The 14,906-nt window shown below is 69.9% G+C and carries 16 protein-coding genes and 1 tRNA gene; 3 read left to right on the top strand and 14 right to left on the bottom strand.

Features of this window, described 5'->3' with window-relative positions:
* Positions 1–42 precede the first annotated feature (42 nt).
* Together ACIBAG_RS20130 and ACIBAG_RS20125 are read right to left on the bottom strand one after the other, a co-directional pair.
* Positions 43–456: a hypothetical protein gene (locus ACIBAG_RS20130; RefSeq protein WP_399106839.1), complete on the bottom strand. Its 414-nt coding sequence runs from the start codon at positions 454–456 to the stop codon at positions 43–45.
* Between the two features lie 92 nt (positions 457–548).
* Positions 549–767, bottom strand: a complete 219-nt coding sequence (locus ACIBAG_RS20125; protein ID WP_399106838.1) for a hypothetical protein — start codon at positions 765–767, stop codon at positions 549–551.
* Between the two features lie 230 nt (positions 768–997).
* Between ACIBAG_RS20125 and ACIBAG_RS20120 the strand changes: the two genes are divergently transcribed.
* The 3 genes from ACIBAG_RS20120 to ACIBAG_RS20110 all read left to right on the top strand — a co-directional run bounded on the left by ACIBAG_RS20120 (position 998) and on the right by ACIBAG_RS20110 (position 3,932).
* A complete protein-coding gene (locus ACIBAG_RS20120) occupies positions 998–1,981 on the top strand; it encodes an ArsR/SmtB family transcription factor (protein WP_399106837.1) in 984 nt (327 codons plus the stop codon).
* Between the two features lie 151 nt (positions 1,982–2,132).
* Positions 2,133–2,618 (top strand): hypothetical protein, encoded by a 486-nt coding sequence (locus ACIBAG_RS20115; protein ID WP_399106836.1) that lies wholly within the window; start codon positions 2,133–2,135, stop codon positions 2,616–2,618.
* Between the two features lie 162 nt (positions 2,619–2,780).
* On the top strand, positions 2,781–3,932 hold the full coding sequence (locus ACIBAG_RS20110; protein WP_399106835.1) for a hypothetical protein: 1,152 nt from the start codon (positions 2,781–2,783) through the stop codon (positions 3,930–3,932).
* Positions 3,933–3,959: 27 nt separating this feature from the next.
* On the opposite strand, the gene ACIBAG_RS20105 is transcribed toward ACIBAG_RS20110, so the two are convergent.
* The 12 genes from ACIBAG_RS20105 to ACIBAG_RS20050 all read right to left on the bottom strand — a co-directional run bounded on the left by ACIBAG_RS20105 (position 3,960) and on the right by ACIBAG_RS20050 (position 14,890).
* Complete coding sequence (locus ACIBAG_RS20105; protein WP_399106834.1) at positions 3,960–5,507, bottom strand: serine/threonine-protein kinase; 1,548 nt, start codon at positions 5,505–5,507, stop codon at positions 3,960–3,962.
* Positions 5,504–6,298, bottom strand: a complete 795-nt coding sequence (locus ACIBAG_RS20100; protein ID WP_399106833.1) for a serine/threonine protein kinase — start codon at positions 6,296–6,298, stop codon at positions 5,504–5,506. The genes ACIBAG_RS20105 and ACIBAG_RS20100 overlap by 4 nt, the downstream gene beginning before the upstream one ends.
* A 421-nt stretch (positions 6,299–6,719) precedes the next feature.
* The gene (locus tag ACIBAG_RS20095; protein WP_399106832.1) at positions 6,720–7,637 is read right to left on the bottom strand and encodes a thermonuclease family protein; all 918 of its coding nucleotides are present in this window, start codon (positions 7,635–7,637) and stop codon (positions 6,720–6,722) included.
* A gap of 294 nt (positions 7,638–7,931) precedes the next feature.
* Positions 7,932–8,005, bottom strand: a tRNA-Pro gene (locus ACIBAG_RS20090).
* 141 nt (positions 8,006–8,146) lie between these two features.
* The gene (locus tag ACIBAG_RS20085) at positions 8,147–8,506 is read right to left on the bottom strand and encodes an MmcQ/YjbR family DNA-binding protein (protein WP_399106831.1); all 360 of its coding nucleotides are present in this window, start codon (positions 8,504–8,506) and stop codon (positions 8,147–8,149) included.
* Between the two features lie 47 nt (positions 8,507–8,553).
* On the bottom strand, positions 8,554–9,093 hold the full coding sequence (locus ACIBAG_RS20080; protein ID WP_399106830.1) for a GNAT family N-acetyltransferase: 540 nt from the start codon (positions 9,091–9,093) through the stop codon (positions 8,554–8,556).
* Positions 9,090–9,689, bottom strand: coding sequence for a helix-turn-helix domain-containing protein (locus tag ACIBAG_RS20075; protein WP_399106829.1), 600 nt, complete (start codon positions 9,687–9,689; stop codon positions 9,090–9,092). Before ACIBAG_RS20075 ends, ACIBAG_RS20080 begins: the two co-directional genes overlap by 4 nt.
* A gap of 46 nt (positions 9,690–9,735) precedes the next feature.
* Positions 9,736–10,638, bottom strand: coding sequence for a LysR substrate-binding domain-containing protein (locus ACIBAG_RS20070; protein WP_399106828.1), 903 nt, complete (start codon positions 10,636–10,638; stop codon positions 9,736–9,738).
* 36 nt (positions 10,639–10,674) lie between these two features.
* The gene (locus tag ACIBAG_RS20065) at positions 10,675–11,868 is read right to left on the bottom strand and encodes a glycine C-acetyltransferase (protein WP_399106827.1); all 1,194 of its coding nucleotides are present in this window, start codon (positions 11,866–11,868) and stop codon (positions 10,675–10,677) included.
* 37 nt (positions 11,869–11,905) lie between these two features.
* Positions 11,906–12,934 (bottom strand): L-threonine 3-dehydrogenase, encoded by a 1,029-nt coding sequence (tdh, locus tag ACIBAG_RS20060; RefSeq protein ID WP_399106826.1) that lies wholly within the window; start codon positions 12,932–12,934, stop codon positions 11,906–11,908.
* A gap of 145 nt (positions 12,935–13,079) precedes the next feature.
* Positions 13,080–14,279: a Gfo/Idh/MocA family protein gene (locus tag ACIBAG_RS20055; protein WP_399106825.1), complete on the bottom strand. Its 1,200-nt coding sequence runs from the start codon at positions 14,277–14,279 to the stop codon at positions 13,080–13,082.
* Positions 14,280–14,314: 35 nt separating this feature from the next.
* Entirely contained in the window at positions 14,315–14,890 is a 576-nt protein-coding gene (locus ACIBAG_RS20050) for a GAF domain-containing protein (RefSeq protein ID WP_399106824.1), read from the bottom strand.
* Positions 14,891–14,906: the final 16 nt, after the last annotated feature.

The raw sequence follows: 14,906 nt of genomic DNA, 5'->3' as shown, positions 1-14,906 counted from the left end.
CGAGTCAAAGGGCAGGGTATGGGGCGGGAGCGGACCGCCGGATCAGGCAGGGCACTGTCTGATCTGCTGCTTCCATACGTCCGGGCTGCCGGTGTTCAGGTACCAGTCGTTCACGTAGCCGCCGTAGCTGTTGCCGACCTCGACCCACATCCAGTAGCGGTAGTTGGGGTTGTCGTAGGCGCCGTCGCCCAGCTTCCAACAGGTGAGGCCGACCTGGTTGCCGTTGTAGAGGCGGCTGTACGGCTCATGGATCGGGCCGTAGTCGTAGCCCGGGCCGGTGCGCACCTGGAGCCAGGAACCCGGGTCGATACCCGTGACCGTGGTGCACGGGATCGTGGAACCGGACACCTGGCACGGGTAGGTCGCGGCGTTCGCCGGGCCGGCCGTGCCCATCAGCGTCACGGCGGTTACGAAGACTGTGGCGAGGCCGAGGATCTTTCGGCGGGCGGAGTTCATGGGGTTCCCCCTCATCCAGTAGCGTCAGTCGGGGCTGTCCACGGCCCGTCAGCCGTGGATCAGTTCTTCAGGCCCCCTTCGGGACCCGTTGTTCAGGACGCCGTACGGCACGTCGGCTTGGCCGTATCCGGGGTCGGTGCGCATGCGCAGCCAGGAGCGTCGATTCCCGTGACGTACGCGCAGACCGCCCGCTCCCGCGACACACGGCAGTCGTGGACGGCTGCCTCAGCGGGGGTGACCAGCGTCAACGTGGCGGCGAAGGCCGTCAGCACGGCGAACGGCCCCGCGCCGGCACGGCGTCCGAAAGACATGCAGTGCCCCGTTTCTCTTGCATGTTCTGCGCGGGGCACAGCGATGTGCGCGGTTGGTCAGCCGCCACCGTCCCCCGTGGTGGACACAGTCTCCTTCAAAGCCGGCAGCACGAACCCAGCATTTCGAGAAGTTTCAAAACGCGTCCCGGTCGTTTTTGCCCGGACTGTTCGAAACCCTTGCTCAAACCTGTGCGTCCCAAGGGGTGGTAGTACGTCAACGGGGGGTGTTCATGGCCGGGTTCTCCGAGCTGTGTCTGGGGCCGCTGGAAACAGTGCCGGTGTCGGTCGTGGCGCAGCCCGGCGTCACTCTGATGTCGCTTGTCGCGGATGCACTGGGCGGCCGTTCCCAGGGCGTGCACCCCACGTGGCGGCGCGCGCTGCGCTCGGCGGTGCCCGAGGGAGCGGAGGCGGTGCTGCGTCCGCTGTTCACCCGTGAGTACTCGATGGTCCCCGACTGCCTCACCCCCACGGCGCCGCTGTGGGAGACCGATCTCTCGGTCCAGCTCGACCGTCTGGCGGAGCTCTCGCCCCATCTGCTGCTGCAGGAGCTGGAGAGGGACTTCGGGGGGACGGTCCCCCGGCAGTGGGAGGCGGTCGTCGATCGGCCGAAGGCCTTCATCCACGCGTACGCGGCCATTCTCGGCGCCGTGTGGGAGGCCTTCGGGCCGATATGGGCGCGGGCCGGCTCCCTGCTGGCCCGGGAGACCGAGCGGGTGGGGGTGGCGGTCGTCAGCAACGCCCTGCCGCTCGTCATGACCGGACTAGGACACAAGATCCGCTTTGCCGGCCAGACGCTGTACGTGCCCGATCCGCACCCCGAGACGTTCGAGCGGGGTGCCCGCCGTGTGGTGCTGGTGCCCATCGTATCGGGCAACGGTGCCTCGGTCTTCAGCTTCGACCGTTCCGACGCCGTGTGGTTCGGCTATCCCGTGCCCGGTCTGGACACGCTGTGGACCGCTCAGGAGACCACTGCCGAGAGGGACCCGCTCAAGCTCCTGGTGGGCTCCCTGCGGGCGGGGATCCTGCGCGAGCTGGTTCGCCCGTGCACCATGGGCTCCCTGGCCTCCGCGCTCAACTGCACGCCGGCGACCGTGACGTACCACTGCGGTCAGCTGGAGGCGGCCGGTCTCCTCGCCCGGGAGCGCCGCGGGCAACACGTAGTGGCCCGGCGTACGGCCTCGGGTGTGGCACTGGTCAACTTGCTGTCGGGCTGAGCCGGCAGGCCGGATCCCGACCTTTGGCGCGGGCGCCGTCCTGACATTCGTCAGGACCGTAGGCCCGCCCCCTTTTTCTAAGGTTCGAGTCGTCTTCCAGGCCTCGGCTGTACCGCGGGGCACCCTCCACACACAGGAAGAGACGACTTTCATGCGCCTGTTCCACTCCACCCTCGCCACGGGTGCGGCCTTGTGCGCGGTCACCACCGGCATCGTCCTTCTCCCTTCCCCGCAGCCGGCCCACGCCTCGGCCTCCGACTGCGAGGGCGGTGCACGCGGCTTCCGTGACCACCCCGACAACGCCGAGGGTGACACCGACAAGCCCGCCGACTTCAGCCTCGGCAGCGTCCGCATCACGCTGGAGAAGGGCGTCTACATCGACCAGCAGATCGCCTTCGGCAAGATCAGCGGACGGACCCAGCCCGGCGACAACGTCTGGATGGACTGGCGTGCCAACGGCTGGGACCACGATCAGGCCGTGTCCCCCTGGCTCCAGTGCGGACCCTTCACCGTCCGCTCCGCGGGGCAGAGCCTGACCACTCCGTTCCGCCGCACCAGCACCGACCCTCAGTACCAGTTCCGGGTCTGCGGCTCGCTGAAGTCGGACGGCGTGGTCCGCTGTTCCGACTGGTGGTAGAGCCCGCCGACCGGCCCCCTTCCCGGCCTTCACGACGAAAGGCATCACCATGTGCAGAATCCTGCAAGGCGCCGCCGCGCTCGCCCTCACCGCCGCCGTTCTGACCGGCGCCGCCCAGGCACAGGCCGAAGGCGGGTCGGTCAATCTCTGGGAGCGCTACCTGTGAGGCGCCGCCTTCTCGCTGCCGCCGCCGCGCTCCTGCTGATCGGCGGCGCGGCGGGCTCCGCCGCCGCCGACGCACCGGCCGGGCAGCCGGTGCAGCGCGCCGCCGCGTCCGTCGCGGTGCCCGCCGGCGTCAGCGCCGGGATCGCCGTCTTCGACCGGCAGACCGGCACCTTCACCGAGCAGCTCAACTCGAGCACCCGTTTCCGGTCCGCCTCGGTCGTCAAGCTGCTGCTGGCGCTGGACTACCTGTGGAACCGGGGCCCCGACTACTCCGTGCCCGCCGCCGACCGGGCCTGGCTGGAGCCGATGCTGCGCAGCAGCAGCGACACCGCGGCCAACAACTACTGGTCGGACAACGGCGGTACGGCGATCATCACCCGCATGGTGAGCCGCCTCGGCCTCAAGGACACGGCACCACCGCCCACCGGGTACGAGGGCTACTGGGGCTACACCGCGCTCTCCGCCCGCGACACGGTCACGATCTACCGCTACCTCCTGGACTCGGCGCCCGGTCCCGTGCGCGACTTCGTGATGGGGAACCTGCGTCAGTCCACCCGCTGCGCCTCGGACAAATTCGACCAGCACTTCGGCATCGCCGGGGCGTTCGAGAAACCGTGGGCGGTGAAGCAGGGCTGGGCGGGGACCTCGTACGAGAAGGGCACCTGCGGCACAGTGAGCACCGCGACCGCGACGGGTACGGCGAGCCCGGCTCCGGCCGCCGCCACGGCCGTGGACCTGACCCGGCCGGCGCTGCACAGCACGGGCACCGTCGGCGCCGGTGACCGCTCCATCGTCGCCGTGTTCACGCTGCATCCCGTCGGCACGTCGTACGGGAAGGCGTACACGGACATCGGCCGGTTGACCCGCTCCCTGAACGTCCCCGGAGCCGCGCGGCCCGCGGGATGGTGGTACGGCACGTGGAGCGACCACGTGAACGTCCGCCCCAACCCCAGCACGGGCAACTCACCGATCACCCGACTCCCGGCGGGGGTCGAGGTGTTGGTGGGCTGCCAGGCGAGGGGCGAGGAGGTCACCGTGCCGCCCTACACCAACGAATGGTGGGCGTATCTCCCCCAGTACAACGGCTGGATATCCAACATCTACATCAACTCGCCCGACAACAAGATGCCGGACGTCAAGGACTGCTGAGCGGCCTTGAGCGGCAGCTCCGCCACCTCACCGCTCGTAGTCGGCGAGGTAGCGGAGCACTTTGTCGACGTGGGGCCGCACCCGTTCGGGGACGCCGCCCTCCGTGATGACCGTGCGGTCACTCGTGCGGTAGCCGGCCGCCATCAACGCGGGGAGATCCTTGGCGGGCATGTTCTCCTTCTTGAACTGCTGGTCGAGCCAGCACACGTACAGCGACATCGTGGAGATCGCGTCCGGTGGCGACATGTAGTCCTTGTCGCCGTCGCCGTCACCGTCGACCGCCCAGGCCCGGAACACCGACGGCGTCCACATGGCGATGCCGTACTCCTCGTTCGCCGGGCGGGCCGCGTTCACGTCGAAACCGCTCTCCGCCTTGAGCATGGCGGCGATAAACGCGGGCGTGACCTCCGCGTCGGTACAGCGGTGGGCGGCCTTCACGATGACCGGCCGCAGGGCTTCGGGCACATCGGAGTCCTCCGGGATCTCCCCGGCGGCCGGGCTGTGCGCGCCGGTGACGACGGCCGGCGCACCCCGCCCCTGGTCGTCATCGTCGTCTCCCGCACCTCCGCCGCCCCCGAGCAGCGCGGCCCCGGCGATGGCGGCAGCCGACACCGCGGCCAGCGCCACGGCGGCGACCGGCAGCAGGCGACGCCGGCCACGCGGGCTTGCCAGTTGCTCGATCCGGGCGGACAGGCTCGCGGCGGTGTGGCGCAGTCGGCCCGCGTGATCGGGTGCCAGACAGTCCGCGATCAGACGGCGCCAACTCTCGTCGAGCCCGGCGTCCAGACGCAGTTGCGCGGTGCCGCGGGCGTAGGCCTGCGCGGCGAGCGAGCGGGCGCGGGCGGTGGCGCCGGGGAACGGGTGGAGGCCACCGGTGAGCACCTGGTGGGCCAGGACGCCGAAGGCCCAGATGTCGGCGGTCGGCCGCACCATCGTCCCGTCCGCCCCGGTGCGCTGGGACCACCACTCGGGCGGCACATGGTCGAGCGTGCCGAGCGGCGGCACATAGGCGTGGGTGCCCTCCAGTTCGGTGGCGAGGCCGAAGTCGGCGAGCCAGACCGCTCCGTCCGCACCCAGCAGCACGTTGGCGGGTTTGAGGTCGCCGTGCACCCAACCGGCGCCGTGCATATGGGAGAGCCCGGCGGCGACGCCACGCAGGACCCGCACGGCGTCCGGGATCGGGCGACCTGTCCCTGCAGCGTCCAGCACCTGACGCAGACTGGCCTCGGCCCGGTCCATGACGAGTGCGATGGCACCGTCCAGCGCAGGCAGATCCGGCGCGTCCACGGTGCACACGGCATGTGTCCGTACCAGGTGGGGATGGTCCGCCTCGGCGCTGAAGCGCACCTCACGCGCGACCAGTTCGCCGAGCGCGGCACGCTGACCGGGTGCCAAGGCACCGGTCGGCAGCACCTTCACCGCCACGATCGTGCCGTCGGCGACCGAGCGGGCCTCGTACACGGTCCCCCAGCCGCCCGATCCGATGACGGTGTCCAACTCCCAGCCCTCGATACGGAAACCCGCCGGCAGACGCGGCGTTTCGAGAGCGCTCTGCTCGGCGCCTGACGAGCTCATACGCCGCTCCCCTGCGGGACGGGCCGTCTGCGGGACGGCAACAGGGCGAGGTGTTCCTCGCGCACCAGGCCGAAGCGCAGGGCGAGGGAGGCCAATCGGGCGCGCTTGGCGCCGGTGCGGCCGTTGCCCTCGGCTCCGGGCTCGTCACCGAGGTCCAGGCGCAGCTTGGCGAAGGCCAGGTAGTCGATGTGGTAGTTCACCGCGGAGCGGGTCAGACCACGACAGCTCTCCAGCGGGCGAAGTCGCTCCGCGATGTCCCCGGCGCCCGGCAGTACGCCGTCCGAGGGGTCGCGCAGCCGCGGCTCGCACAGGGCCACCAGCACCAGGAAGTACTTCGCCGTCGCATCGAGCGCGTAGGGATGCACGGTCAACTCCCCGGCGCCGGGCGAGGACCGCTCGTCCAGATACGCGTGCTGCGGGGCGAACACCTTGAAGTCGACGGTCCCGCCCAGCGCGGGCAGGACGACTCTGGAGAACTCGAAGGGCACCGGCGCTCCGAGCCGGCCCGGCGCGACGGTGAGGTATTCGCCGGCCCCCTCCAGGTTCTCGACCACATACGCGGTGTCACGGCTGAAGTTCGACAGCCGCCAGTAGTCCTCGGCCGCCTCCAGCCGTCCCGCCCGCCGGGAGATTCCGGGGTCGGGCAGAACGATGGAGACTTCCCGGCCGCCGGGCAGCCCCCGCCCGAAGTCGGCCACGTCGCCCGGTCCCATATGCAGCAACTCGGGCCTGTCGACGTCGACTTCGCCCGGCCGTGACGGACCGGGCGGCTGCACAATGATCGTTTCCATACTGACTTTCCCCCGATGTGGTCGCCAGGATTGTAGAGGTGCTCAGGTTGCGTCGCCCCGGTGCCTCCGCACAGGGCGGGAAGCAGCTCCCGGTCACGGTCGCCGCTTCGCCGCCTCGCCCGTCTCACCCGACGTGTCAATGGAGCGTTCGCCACGGCGCACCGGCTTCTGGTCAAAAGCCGCACGCGTGACATCGTTATCCATGCCCGGCGCCGCATACGGGCCGATTCCATGGATGAGATCAAGAGGCACGCCCACTACGACGATCGGCCGATCTTCTCGGTTCCCTGCGCGGGGCTGACCACTTCGGAGGTCGAGGCCAGGGGTCGGCGGGTCGCAGAAGCCGAGGGCGGCCACGGCCCGTTGCACCGCGAACAGGACCCGCGTGCCCCGTCAGTCAGGCGCAGGATGCGGGCGGTATCTATCGGGTGGGTGCTCCTGGGGGTGCGGGGTCGGGGTTGATGATGAACTCCTCCGGCCAGACCGTGAGTTGAACATCGTGGCCCGCGGCACTGATCACGTCGTGCATGTTGCCGTGTTCACCCCGGTCCAGCAGGAAGAGCGGGTCGTCGCGGTGCACCGCATCGGCGCGCAACCAGGTGTCGAATCCGGTGAAGTCGGCGGCTCCAGTCGCAAGGTAGGGCACGAGTCGCCGGAACAGCTTCGGCCACATCACCAACTGCTGCAGTCCGAGAAGGTTCGGGACGGTAGCCTTGCCGTTCGGGTCGGCCGTTGAGTTTTCCCAGAGTCCCGCCTGCGCCGCCCGCGCCGCCCGCGACTTTCCTGCAAGGTGGGTGCGCAGCGAGGCAGGCAGGGTCGCGTAGAACGCCGGATAGGCCAGCCCCTCCTCCATCAGCGTCGCGTTGGCCGAGCCGTCCACCCGATCTTCCTCCAGGAAGATGTTCGCCCCATCCGGCTCCGCGGGGTCGCCCCGGTAGACGAAGCCGATCAGCCGCCCGTTGGCGTCGATCCCATTGGAGAGCACGTAACCGCGAAGGCTGTCCTGATCAGCTGCTTTCACGTTGTTCGGCTGGTCCTCGAAGAAGACGATGTTGGTGAACCCCAGCAACTCCAGCAACCTGTCGCGGGCGGCGTTTGCACAGACCAGCTCTTGGTGGGTTTCACCGAAGTGCGTCTCCAGCGCGTCCATTGCTTCCAGTCGCACCGAGATGCCTCTGGCGTTGATGTCCGGCGGCGTCCCCGACGGCCGACGCAACCCCTCGACCAGAGCCGGCAAGTCCGGCCGGAACTTGACCGTGTCACCGTCTGGCTCCGGCCCCTGCCGGGGCAGATCGGGGTAACGGATGACGAATTGGCCGCGCAACAGCGTGTAACTCATGTCGATTCTCCCATCGACGCCCAAGCGGACCGTAACCCAGCGAGAGAACCTGCGCACGCGCTGTCACCATGCCGATGTGGGCCTCTGGATGCTGATGCGGGCCTCTGGACCCTCACGCGAGGGTCAATTGGGCGTTCCAGAGTTCTTGCGGTCCGGCCTGCCGAACTCGTCGACCAGGAAAGATCATCTCTATGGGTGAGACGTTGTGAGAGGAGCGCTCCGGAAACGATCAAGGGCCTCGTCTCACGTAAGTGATCCAAGGCCCTGACCTGCGACTGCGTAGTCCTACAGCAGTCGGGACGACAGGATTTGAACCTGCGACCCCTTGACCCCCAGTCAAGTGCGCTACCAAGCTGCGCCACGTCCCGATGCGGTCTGACCTGGGGTTTCCCCCGGCCGAACGCGCATGGAAACAATACCGCACCCGGGGTGGTGGTCGCGCACTCCTTTATGTGCGGCGGGTGATCCCCTCATGTACGACGGACGATCCAGCCGCGCTCGGCAGACGATCACTCCACGGCCGGCCGGCCCAGCTCGGGGTAGGCGTCCTGCAGGCGCGTCGGGGCCGCCTGGCGCCAGGAGTCGGCCAGGATGTCGCGGAGTTCGGCCTCGTCCTCCAGGACCGCGAGCCGGACGCGCACCCAGGCGAACTGGGCCTCGTGGTCGGCGATCCAGAACTTCCGCGGCTCGGCCAGGACCAGTTCGTCGCGCTCCTCCTTGGGACAGCGCACCGCGATGGAGGTCTCGTCCTCGGGCAACGTGGCGAACATCTTGCCCGCGACCCGGAACGTGGGCATGTTCCAGGCGATCTTCTCCGTCGTGTCCGGCAGAGACAGGGCGATACGGCGTACGTCTTCGGCATCCGGCATGCAAGGCACCGTAGCGGCCGCCACTGACAATCACCTGGTGAGAGCGGTTACCGCGACGCCCTCACGGCAGATCGTCCGACGTCCTTGTAGTAGATCGTCGTCGGCCGCAGCACCCCGTCCGGGCTCGCCGCGAAGTCGGGGATCACCCCGGCCCGGGTCCACCCTGCTGAGCCGTAGAGCCGCTCGGCGAGACTGTCGGTCTCGGTGTCCAGGTGCAGGAGGGTGACACCCGCGTCGATCGCCGCCGTTTCCGCTGTGGTGAGCAGTCTGCGGCCGAGGCCGCGCCCCCGCGCCTCCCGGTGCACCATCAGTTTGACGAGCTCGGCCCGGTGGCGGCTGTTGGGCTTGTCGGGGAACACCAGGCTGACCGTGCCGACCGCCCGCTTCCCCTCATGGGCCGCCCACACCGCCGACTGCCCGGCGGCGACGGCGGCCGCGCGCTCCTCCCACCAGGCGATGGCCGCCGTACGGTCGAGGGGCGCGAGGAACCCGACGGAGGCACCGTCCTCGACCGTGTCCACCAAAAGGTCGGCCAACTCGCCCACCTGCTCCCGCAGTTGGATTTCATCCAGCCGTGTCACGATCACGGCAGCACCACCGCCAGCACATACCGCACCGCCTCGGGCCCCGCGCACCGGAACCGCGTCGCCCCCCACACCCGCATCCGCAGACAGTCCCCGGCACCGAGATGGTGCTCGACCTCCTGCACCGTCACGTCGAGCTCCCCTTCCAGTACCCAGATGTGCTGCTCCAGCCCCGGCACGGGCGGCCGGTCGTAGGCGATGTCGGCGCCCGCCGTGAGCCGTCCCTCGACGATCTCGCCGCGCAGCCCGGGGTGCGGGGGCGACACGGATCGCCGTACGAACCCCGAGGCGTGGTCCTCCCATACCGGCTGGTCCGTCGCCCGTACCAGTAGCGTGGGCTCCGACTCGACCTCGCTGAGCAGTTGGGACATGGTCCGGCCGTAGACATGGCAGAGGCGGTTGAGCAGTGCGGCGGTGGGGCTGATCTCCGCCCGCTCGGCCCGGGAGAGGGTCGAGCGGCTCACACCGCTGCGGTCCGCCAACTCCCCGAGGGACCAGCCCCGTTCCGCACGAAGCTCGGCAAGACGGGCGCCGAGGCGGGCGTCGACCGGGTCCGGGACATCCGGGGCCTGGGCACCGCCGGAACTCTTCTGTTTCATATCCGGGACGCTATCCCATATATGAAACACGCGTGTTACGGGCGGCTCACTCCCCCGCCGCTTCCCCGAGCGCCTCCAGCACCGGCCTGATCAGCGGATGCTCCTCCGCGCCTCTGCGTACGGCCGCGAAGACCCGACGTGTGGGCGCCTCCCCGTCCACGGGCCGCACGACGACGCCCGTGAGGTCCATGCCGCGCAGCGCCGAGCGCGGTACGAGTGCCACGCCCGCGTCGGCCGAGGCGAGGGCGACGACCGCGCGGAAGTCGTCCGAGGAGTGTTCGAGGCGGGGCTGGAAGCCCGCGTTCTCGCAGGCCAGGACGACCACGTCATGGCAGGGATTGCCGGGGTACGGGCCGATCCAGGAGTCCTTGGCCAGGTCGGCGAGGGGCACCTCGGCGGTGTCGGCCAGGCGGTGGGTGACGGGGACGACCGCGTCGAACGGCTCGGCATACAGCGGTACGTGGGTCAGACGCGGATCGTCGGCGGGCGGGGCCCCGCGGTACTCGACTGCGACCGCCACGTCCACCTGCCGGTCCAGCACCATCGGCAGGCTCGCGTCGCCCTCCGCGTCCTGGACCCGGATGCGGATGCCCGGCGCCGACTCGGCGAGGCGGGCCACCGCGGGGGCGACGACCTGGGCGATACCGGTCGCGAAGGAGGCGACGGTGACCGTGCCGGCCGCTCCGGAGCTGTACGCCGCGAGCTCGGCCTCCGCCCGCTCCAGCTGGGCCAGCACCGCGTTGGTGTGGCTGAGCAGGATCTCACCGGCCGGGGTCAGCCGTACGCCCTTGGCGCTGCGCTCGACCAGACGGTGACCGGTCTCCTGCTCCAGCGCCGCCAGCTGCTGGGAGACCGCCGACGGGGTCAGATACAGCGCGGCGGCAGCCGCTGTCACCGTGCGGTGGTCGGCCACCGCACGGAGGATGTGGAGCCGCCGCGCTTCGATCATGCGATCGATTGTCTCAAACGCCCCATGAGCTCCGGATCAGCCCTCCAGCTCCGCCCGCGCCGCCACGAAGGCGTCCACGGCGCGGTTGACGTCGTCCGTGGAGTGCGCGGCGGACAGCTGGACGCGGATCCTGGCCTGGCCCTGCGGCACCACCGGGTAGGAGAAGCCGATCACGTACACTCCCCGCTCCAGCAGCAGCTCCGCCAGCCGGCCCGCCTTCGCCGCGTCACCGATCATCACGGGCGCGATGGCATGGTCGCCGGGGAGGATCTCGAAGCCCTCCTCGGTCATCCGGCGGCGGAACAGCGCCGTGTTCTCGGCCAGCCGGACACGCAGGTCGTCGGCGGACTCCAGCAGGTCGAGGACCTTGAGGGAAGCCGCCGCGATCACCGGGGCCAGGGTGTTGGAGAAGAGATACGGCCGCGAGCGCTGGCGCAGCAGGGCGACGATCTCGGCGCGGGCGGCGACGTAGCCGCCGGAGGCGCCGCCGAGGGCCTTGCCGAGGGTGCCGGTGATGATGTCGACGCGGTCCATGACGCCGTGCAACTCGGGGGTGCCGCGGCCGCCGGGGCCGACGAAGCCGACGGCGTGCGAGTCGTCGACCATGACCATGGCGTCGTAGCGGTCGGCGAGGTCGCAGATCTCGCGCAGCGGGGCCACGTAGCCGTCCATGGAGAAGACGCCGTCGGTGACGATCAGCCGGCGCCTCGCCGACTGGGCCTCCTTCAACTGGCTTTCCAGATCCGCGAGATCACGGTTGGCGTACCGGAAGCGACGGGCCTTGGACAGGCGGATGCCGTCGATGATCGACGCGTGGTTGAGGGCGTCGGAGATCACCGCGTCCTGCGGGCCGAGCAACGTCTCGAAGACGCCGCCGTTGGCGTCGAAGCAGGAGGAGTACAGGATCGTGTCCTCCTGGCCGAGGAACGCCGAGAGCCTCGCCTCCAGTTCTTTGTGGACCTCCTGCGTGCCGCAGATGAAGCGCACCGACGCCATGCCGTAGCCCCAGCGGTCCAGGGCTTCGTGGGCGGCGGCGATCACCTCGGGGTGGTCGGCCAGGCCGAGGTAGTTGTTGGCGCAGAAGTTGAGGACCTCGCCGGGGCGGCCGCCCGCGCTGACGTTGACGGTCGCGGACTGCGGGGTGTCGATGATGCGCTCGGGCTTGTGCAGGCCGGCGGCGCGGATCTCGTCGAGGGTGGCGCGCAGGTCGTCGCGCACGGAGTCGAACATGAGGGAAAGCTCCTGAGGTGCTTGCGGCGAAAGGGAGTTACGCGGTCCAGTCGAGGATGACCTTGCCGCCGCGGCCGCTCGCCGCGTCGGCGAACGCCGCCTCGAAGTCGCGGTAGCCGTAGCGGCCGGTGATCACGGGCGCGAGGTCGAGGCCGCCTTCGAGCAGCACGGACATCGCGTACCAGGTCTCGAACATCTCACGGCCGTAGATGCCCTTGATGGTGATCATCGAGGTGACGATCCGGGCCCAGTCGACCGGGAACTCCTGCGCGGGCAGACCGAGCATGGCGATACGGCCGCCGTGCGTCATGTTGGCGATCATGTCGCGCATGGCCTCGGGGCGGCCGGACATCTCCAGGCCGATGTCGAAGCCCTCGCGCAGGCCGAGTTCGCGCTGGCCGTCGGAGATGCTCGCCCGCGACACGTTCAGCGCGAGGCTCACGCCGATCTTGCGGGCCAGCTCCAGCCGCTCTTCGCTCACATCGGTGATCACGACGTTGCGCGCCCCCGCGTGCCGGGCCACGGCCGCCGCCATCAGGCCGATCGGGCCGGCACCGGTGATCAGGACGTCCTCGCCGACGAGCGGGAACGACAGCGCGGTGTGCACGGCGTTGCCGAACGGGTCGAAGATCGCGGCGACGTCGAGGTCGACGGGTACGCGGTGCACCCACACATTGGCGGCGGGCAGGGCCACGTACTCGGCGAAGGCTCCGTCGCGTCCGACACCGAGACCGACCGTGGCACGGCACAGGTGCCGGCGCCCGGCCAGACAGTTGCGGCACTTGCCGCACACCAGATGCCCTTCGCCGCTCACCCGGTCCCCGACAGTGACGTCGGTGACGTCCCTGCCGGTCTCCACGACCTCACCGACGAACTCGTGCCCGAGGACGAGCGGGGCGCTGATCGCCTGCTGCGCCCAGCCGTCCCAGGACCGGATGTGCAGGTCGGTGCCGCAGATGCCGGTGCGCAGCACCTTGATCAGCACGTCACCGGGTCCGACCTCCGGCTCCGGGACGTCCGCGAGCCACAGCCCGGGCTCCGCCTTCTCCTTGACCAGCGCCTTCAACGCTACGGCTCCTGAGGGTGAGTCCCGGCCACGGGCATGCCGAGGAAGCCCGCGGCCGGGTAGAGGGGTGGAATCGCGTAGCAATCTGCCGTACGGCGGCGCGCTGGTCCATCGAGGATTTCTTAAGCGGCGCCACAGCTTTCCTTCACGCCCTCGGCTCGGGTGCCCGCTGCCCGCCTTCGAAGTAGGCGATCAGCTCGGGATCCAGCGTTGGCACCTCATGTACGACACCTCCCGTGCGCAAGGACTCGGTCGCTGCGCACCCGGCCGCCACCGCCATCCGCGCGGCCACCGGCGAGGTGTCCGTCCGTCCTCCCTCCCGTACGAACCGCAGGAACTCGGCGATGATCAGCGGATCCGCGCCACCGTGCCCTGCGTCGTCCGCCGTATCCGGCACCGAGTACTCCGCGTCGGCCCGCCCACGATGGGCGGAGCGCCGCGAGTTCCACACCCGCACCACTGCCCCGGGCCCGTCCCCGAAGTTCTCCAGACGGCCGGCGTCACCGATGACGGTGTAGTTGCGCCAGTAGTCGGGGGTGAAATGGCACTGCTGGTAGGCGGCCAACACACCGTTGTTCAAGCACATGTTGACCAACGACACGTCCTCGACGTCGATCACTGCATTGAGCGCCCGCTGGGTGTGCGGTGGCCAATGGCCGTCCTCCGTGTACCAGTCGGGGGCCTTGGGTTCCCCCGGTGCCCGTCGGTGCGGATTGTCGCCGTACACCATGAGATCGCCGAACGCCTGCACCCGGCGCGTGTACCCGCCGGCGAGCCAGTGCACCACGTCGATGTCGTGAGCGCCCTTCTGCAGCAACAAGCCGGTGGTGTACCGGCGTTCGGCGTGCCAGTCCTTGAAGTACCAGTCACCGCCGTATCCGACGAAGTGGCGTACCCAGACCGTCTTGACCTCGCCGATCTCGCCGCGAGCGACGATGTCGCGCATCAGCCGGACGACCGGCATGTGCCGCATGTTGTGACCGACGTAGAGGCGGGTGCCGGTCTCCCGTGCCGTGCGCAGGACGCGGTCGCAGCGCTCGACGGTGATGTCCAGCGGCTTCTCGACGAAGACGGGCTTGCCCGCGCGAAGGGCCTCGCAGGCCAGGTCGGCGTGGGTGTGGTCCGGTGTCAGGACGAGCACGGCGTCCACGTCCGGGGCCTCGACCACCTTACGGTGGTCGTCGATCGTGCGCACGCCGGGGATGAGGGCCGAGGCATCGTCCCGTCGTGCCGGGTCGGGGTCGGCGACGACGGTCACTCGGGAGCCGCGGCCCGGCCGGTGTGCGGTGCGGGCGAGTGAGCCGCGCAGGCCGCAGCCCAGGGCGCCGAGACGCAGGTCGGTCATGGTGTCCCTTCCGCCGTCACCTGTGAACCCGGCACTCACAACGGCAGCCCGTCCGCCGCCCGCCGCTCGAGCCGCACCACCAGTTCCGCCGCCGACGCCTTGATGGTCTCCAGGCCGGCCCTCCCCCACGGCCGCGGCTGCACGTCGACGACACACACCGTGCCCAGCGCCATCCCCGTGGAGTCGATGAGCGGGGCGCCGAGGTAGGAGCGGATGCCGAACTCGTCGACGATCGGGTTCCCCGCGAACCGCGGATAGTCGCGCACGTCCTCCAGCACCAGCGCCTTGTGTCGGACGACCACATGGGGGCAGAACCCATGGTCTCGCTCCATATGACGGCCCAGCCGGGGCTTGGCGTCGCCGGCCCGCTCCAGGCTCACGGCCTGCCGCACATGCAGGCCGGCGAAGAACTGCCGGTTCTCGCCGATGAAGTTGACCATGGCGTACGGCGCCCCGGTGAGCCCGGCGAGATGATCAGCGAAGAGGTCGAGGGCCGGGTCCGGTTGTTCTCCCAGCCCCAGTCGGAGCAGTCGCCCCGCACGGGCGGGGGCCTCCTTGTCCTCGGGGGTGAGCAACAGGCGGGCGACTGGGCGGGGTGGGCCATAGCTCATGCGCGGAATCCGTCGC

The sequence above is a fragment of the Streptomyces sp. NPDC051243 genome (assembly GCF_044455405.1).
Lineage (GTDB): Bacteria > Actinomycetota > Actinomycetes > Streptomycetales > Streptomycetaceae > Streptomyces.
The sequence above is the reverse complement of the archived record's forward strand: the minus strand, read 5'-3'. Positions and strand labels throughout refer to the sequence as shown.

Bases quoted from the DNA above. Each gene is read 5' to 3' on its own strand.
- ACIBAG_RS20130 (WP_399106839.1), bottom strand. From the start codon at position 456: ATGAACTCCGCCCGCCGAAAGATCCTCGGCCTCGCCACAGTCTTCGTA.
- ACIBAG_RS20125 (WP_399106838.1), bottom strand. From the start codon at position 767: ATGTCTTTCGGACGCCGTGCCGGCGCGGGGCCGTTCGCCGTGCTGACG.
- ACIBAG_RS20120 (WP_399106837.1), top strand. From the start codon at position 998: ATGGCCGGGTTCTCCGAGCTGTGTCTGGGGCCGCTGGAAACAGTGCCG.
- ACIBAG_RS20115 (WP_399106836.1), top strand. From the start codon at position 2,133: ATGCGCCTGTTCCACTCCACCCTCGCCACGGGTGCGGCCTTGTGCGCG.
- ACIBAG_RS20105 (WP_399106834.1), bottom strand. From the start codon at position 5,507: ATGAGCTCGTCAGGCGCCGAGCAGAGCGCTCTCGAAACGCCGCGTCTG.
- ACIBAG_RS20100 (WP_399106833.1), bottom strand. From the start codon at position 6,298: ATGGAAACGATCATTGTGCAGCCGCCCGGTCCGTCACGGCCGGGCGAA.
- ACIBAG_RS20095 (WP_399106832.1), bottom strand. From the start codon at position 7,637: ATGAGTTACACGCTGTTGCGCGGCCAATTCGTCATCCGTTACCCCGAT.
- ACIBAG_RS20085 (WP_399106831.1), bottom strand. From the start codon at position 8,506: ATGCCGGATGCCGAAGACGTACGCCGTATCGCCCTGTCTCTGCCGGAC.
- ACIBAG_RS20075 (WP_399106829.1), bottom strand. From the start codon at position 9,689: ATGAAACAGAAGAGTTCCGGCGGTGCCCAGGCCCCGGATGTCCCGGAC.
- ACIBAG_RS20070 (WP_399106828.1), bottom strand. From the start codon at position 10,638: ATGATCGAAGCGCGGCGGCTCCACATCCTCCGTGCGGTGGCCGACCAC.
- ACIBAG_RS20065 (WP_399106827.1), bottom strand. From the start codon at position 11,868: ATGTTCGACTCCGTGCGCGACGACCTGCGCGCCACCCTCGACGAGATC.
- ACIBAG_RS20055 (WP_399106825.1), bottom strand. From the start codon at position 14,279: ATGACCGACCTGCGTCTCGGCGCCCTGGGCTGCGGCCTGCGCGGCTCA.
- ACIBAG_RS20050 (WP_399106824.1), bottom strand. From the start codon at position 14,890: ATGAGCTATGGCCCACCCCGCCCAGTCGCCCGCCTGTTGCTCACCCCC.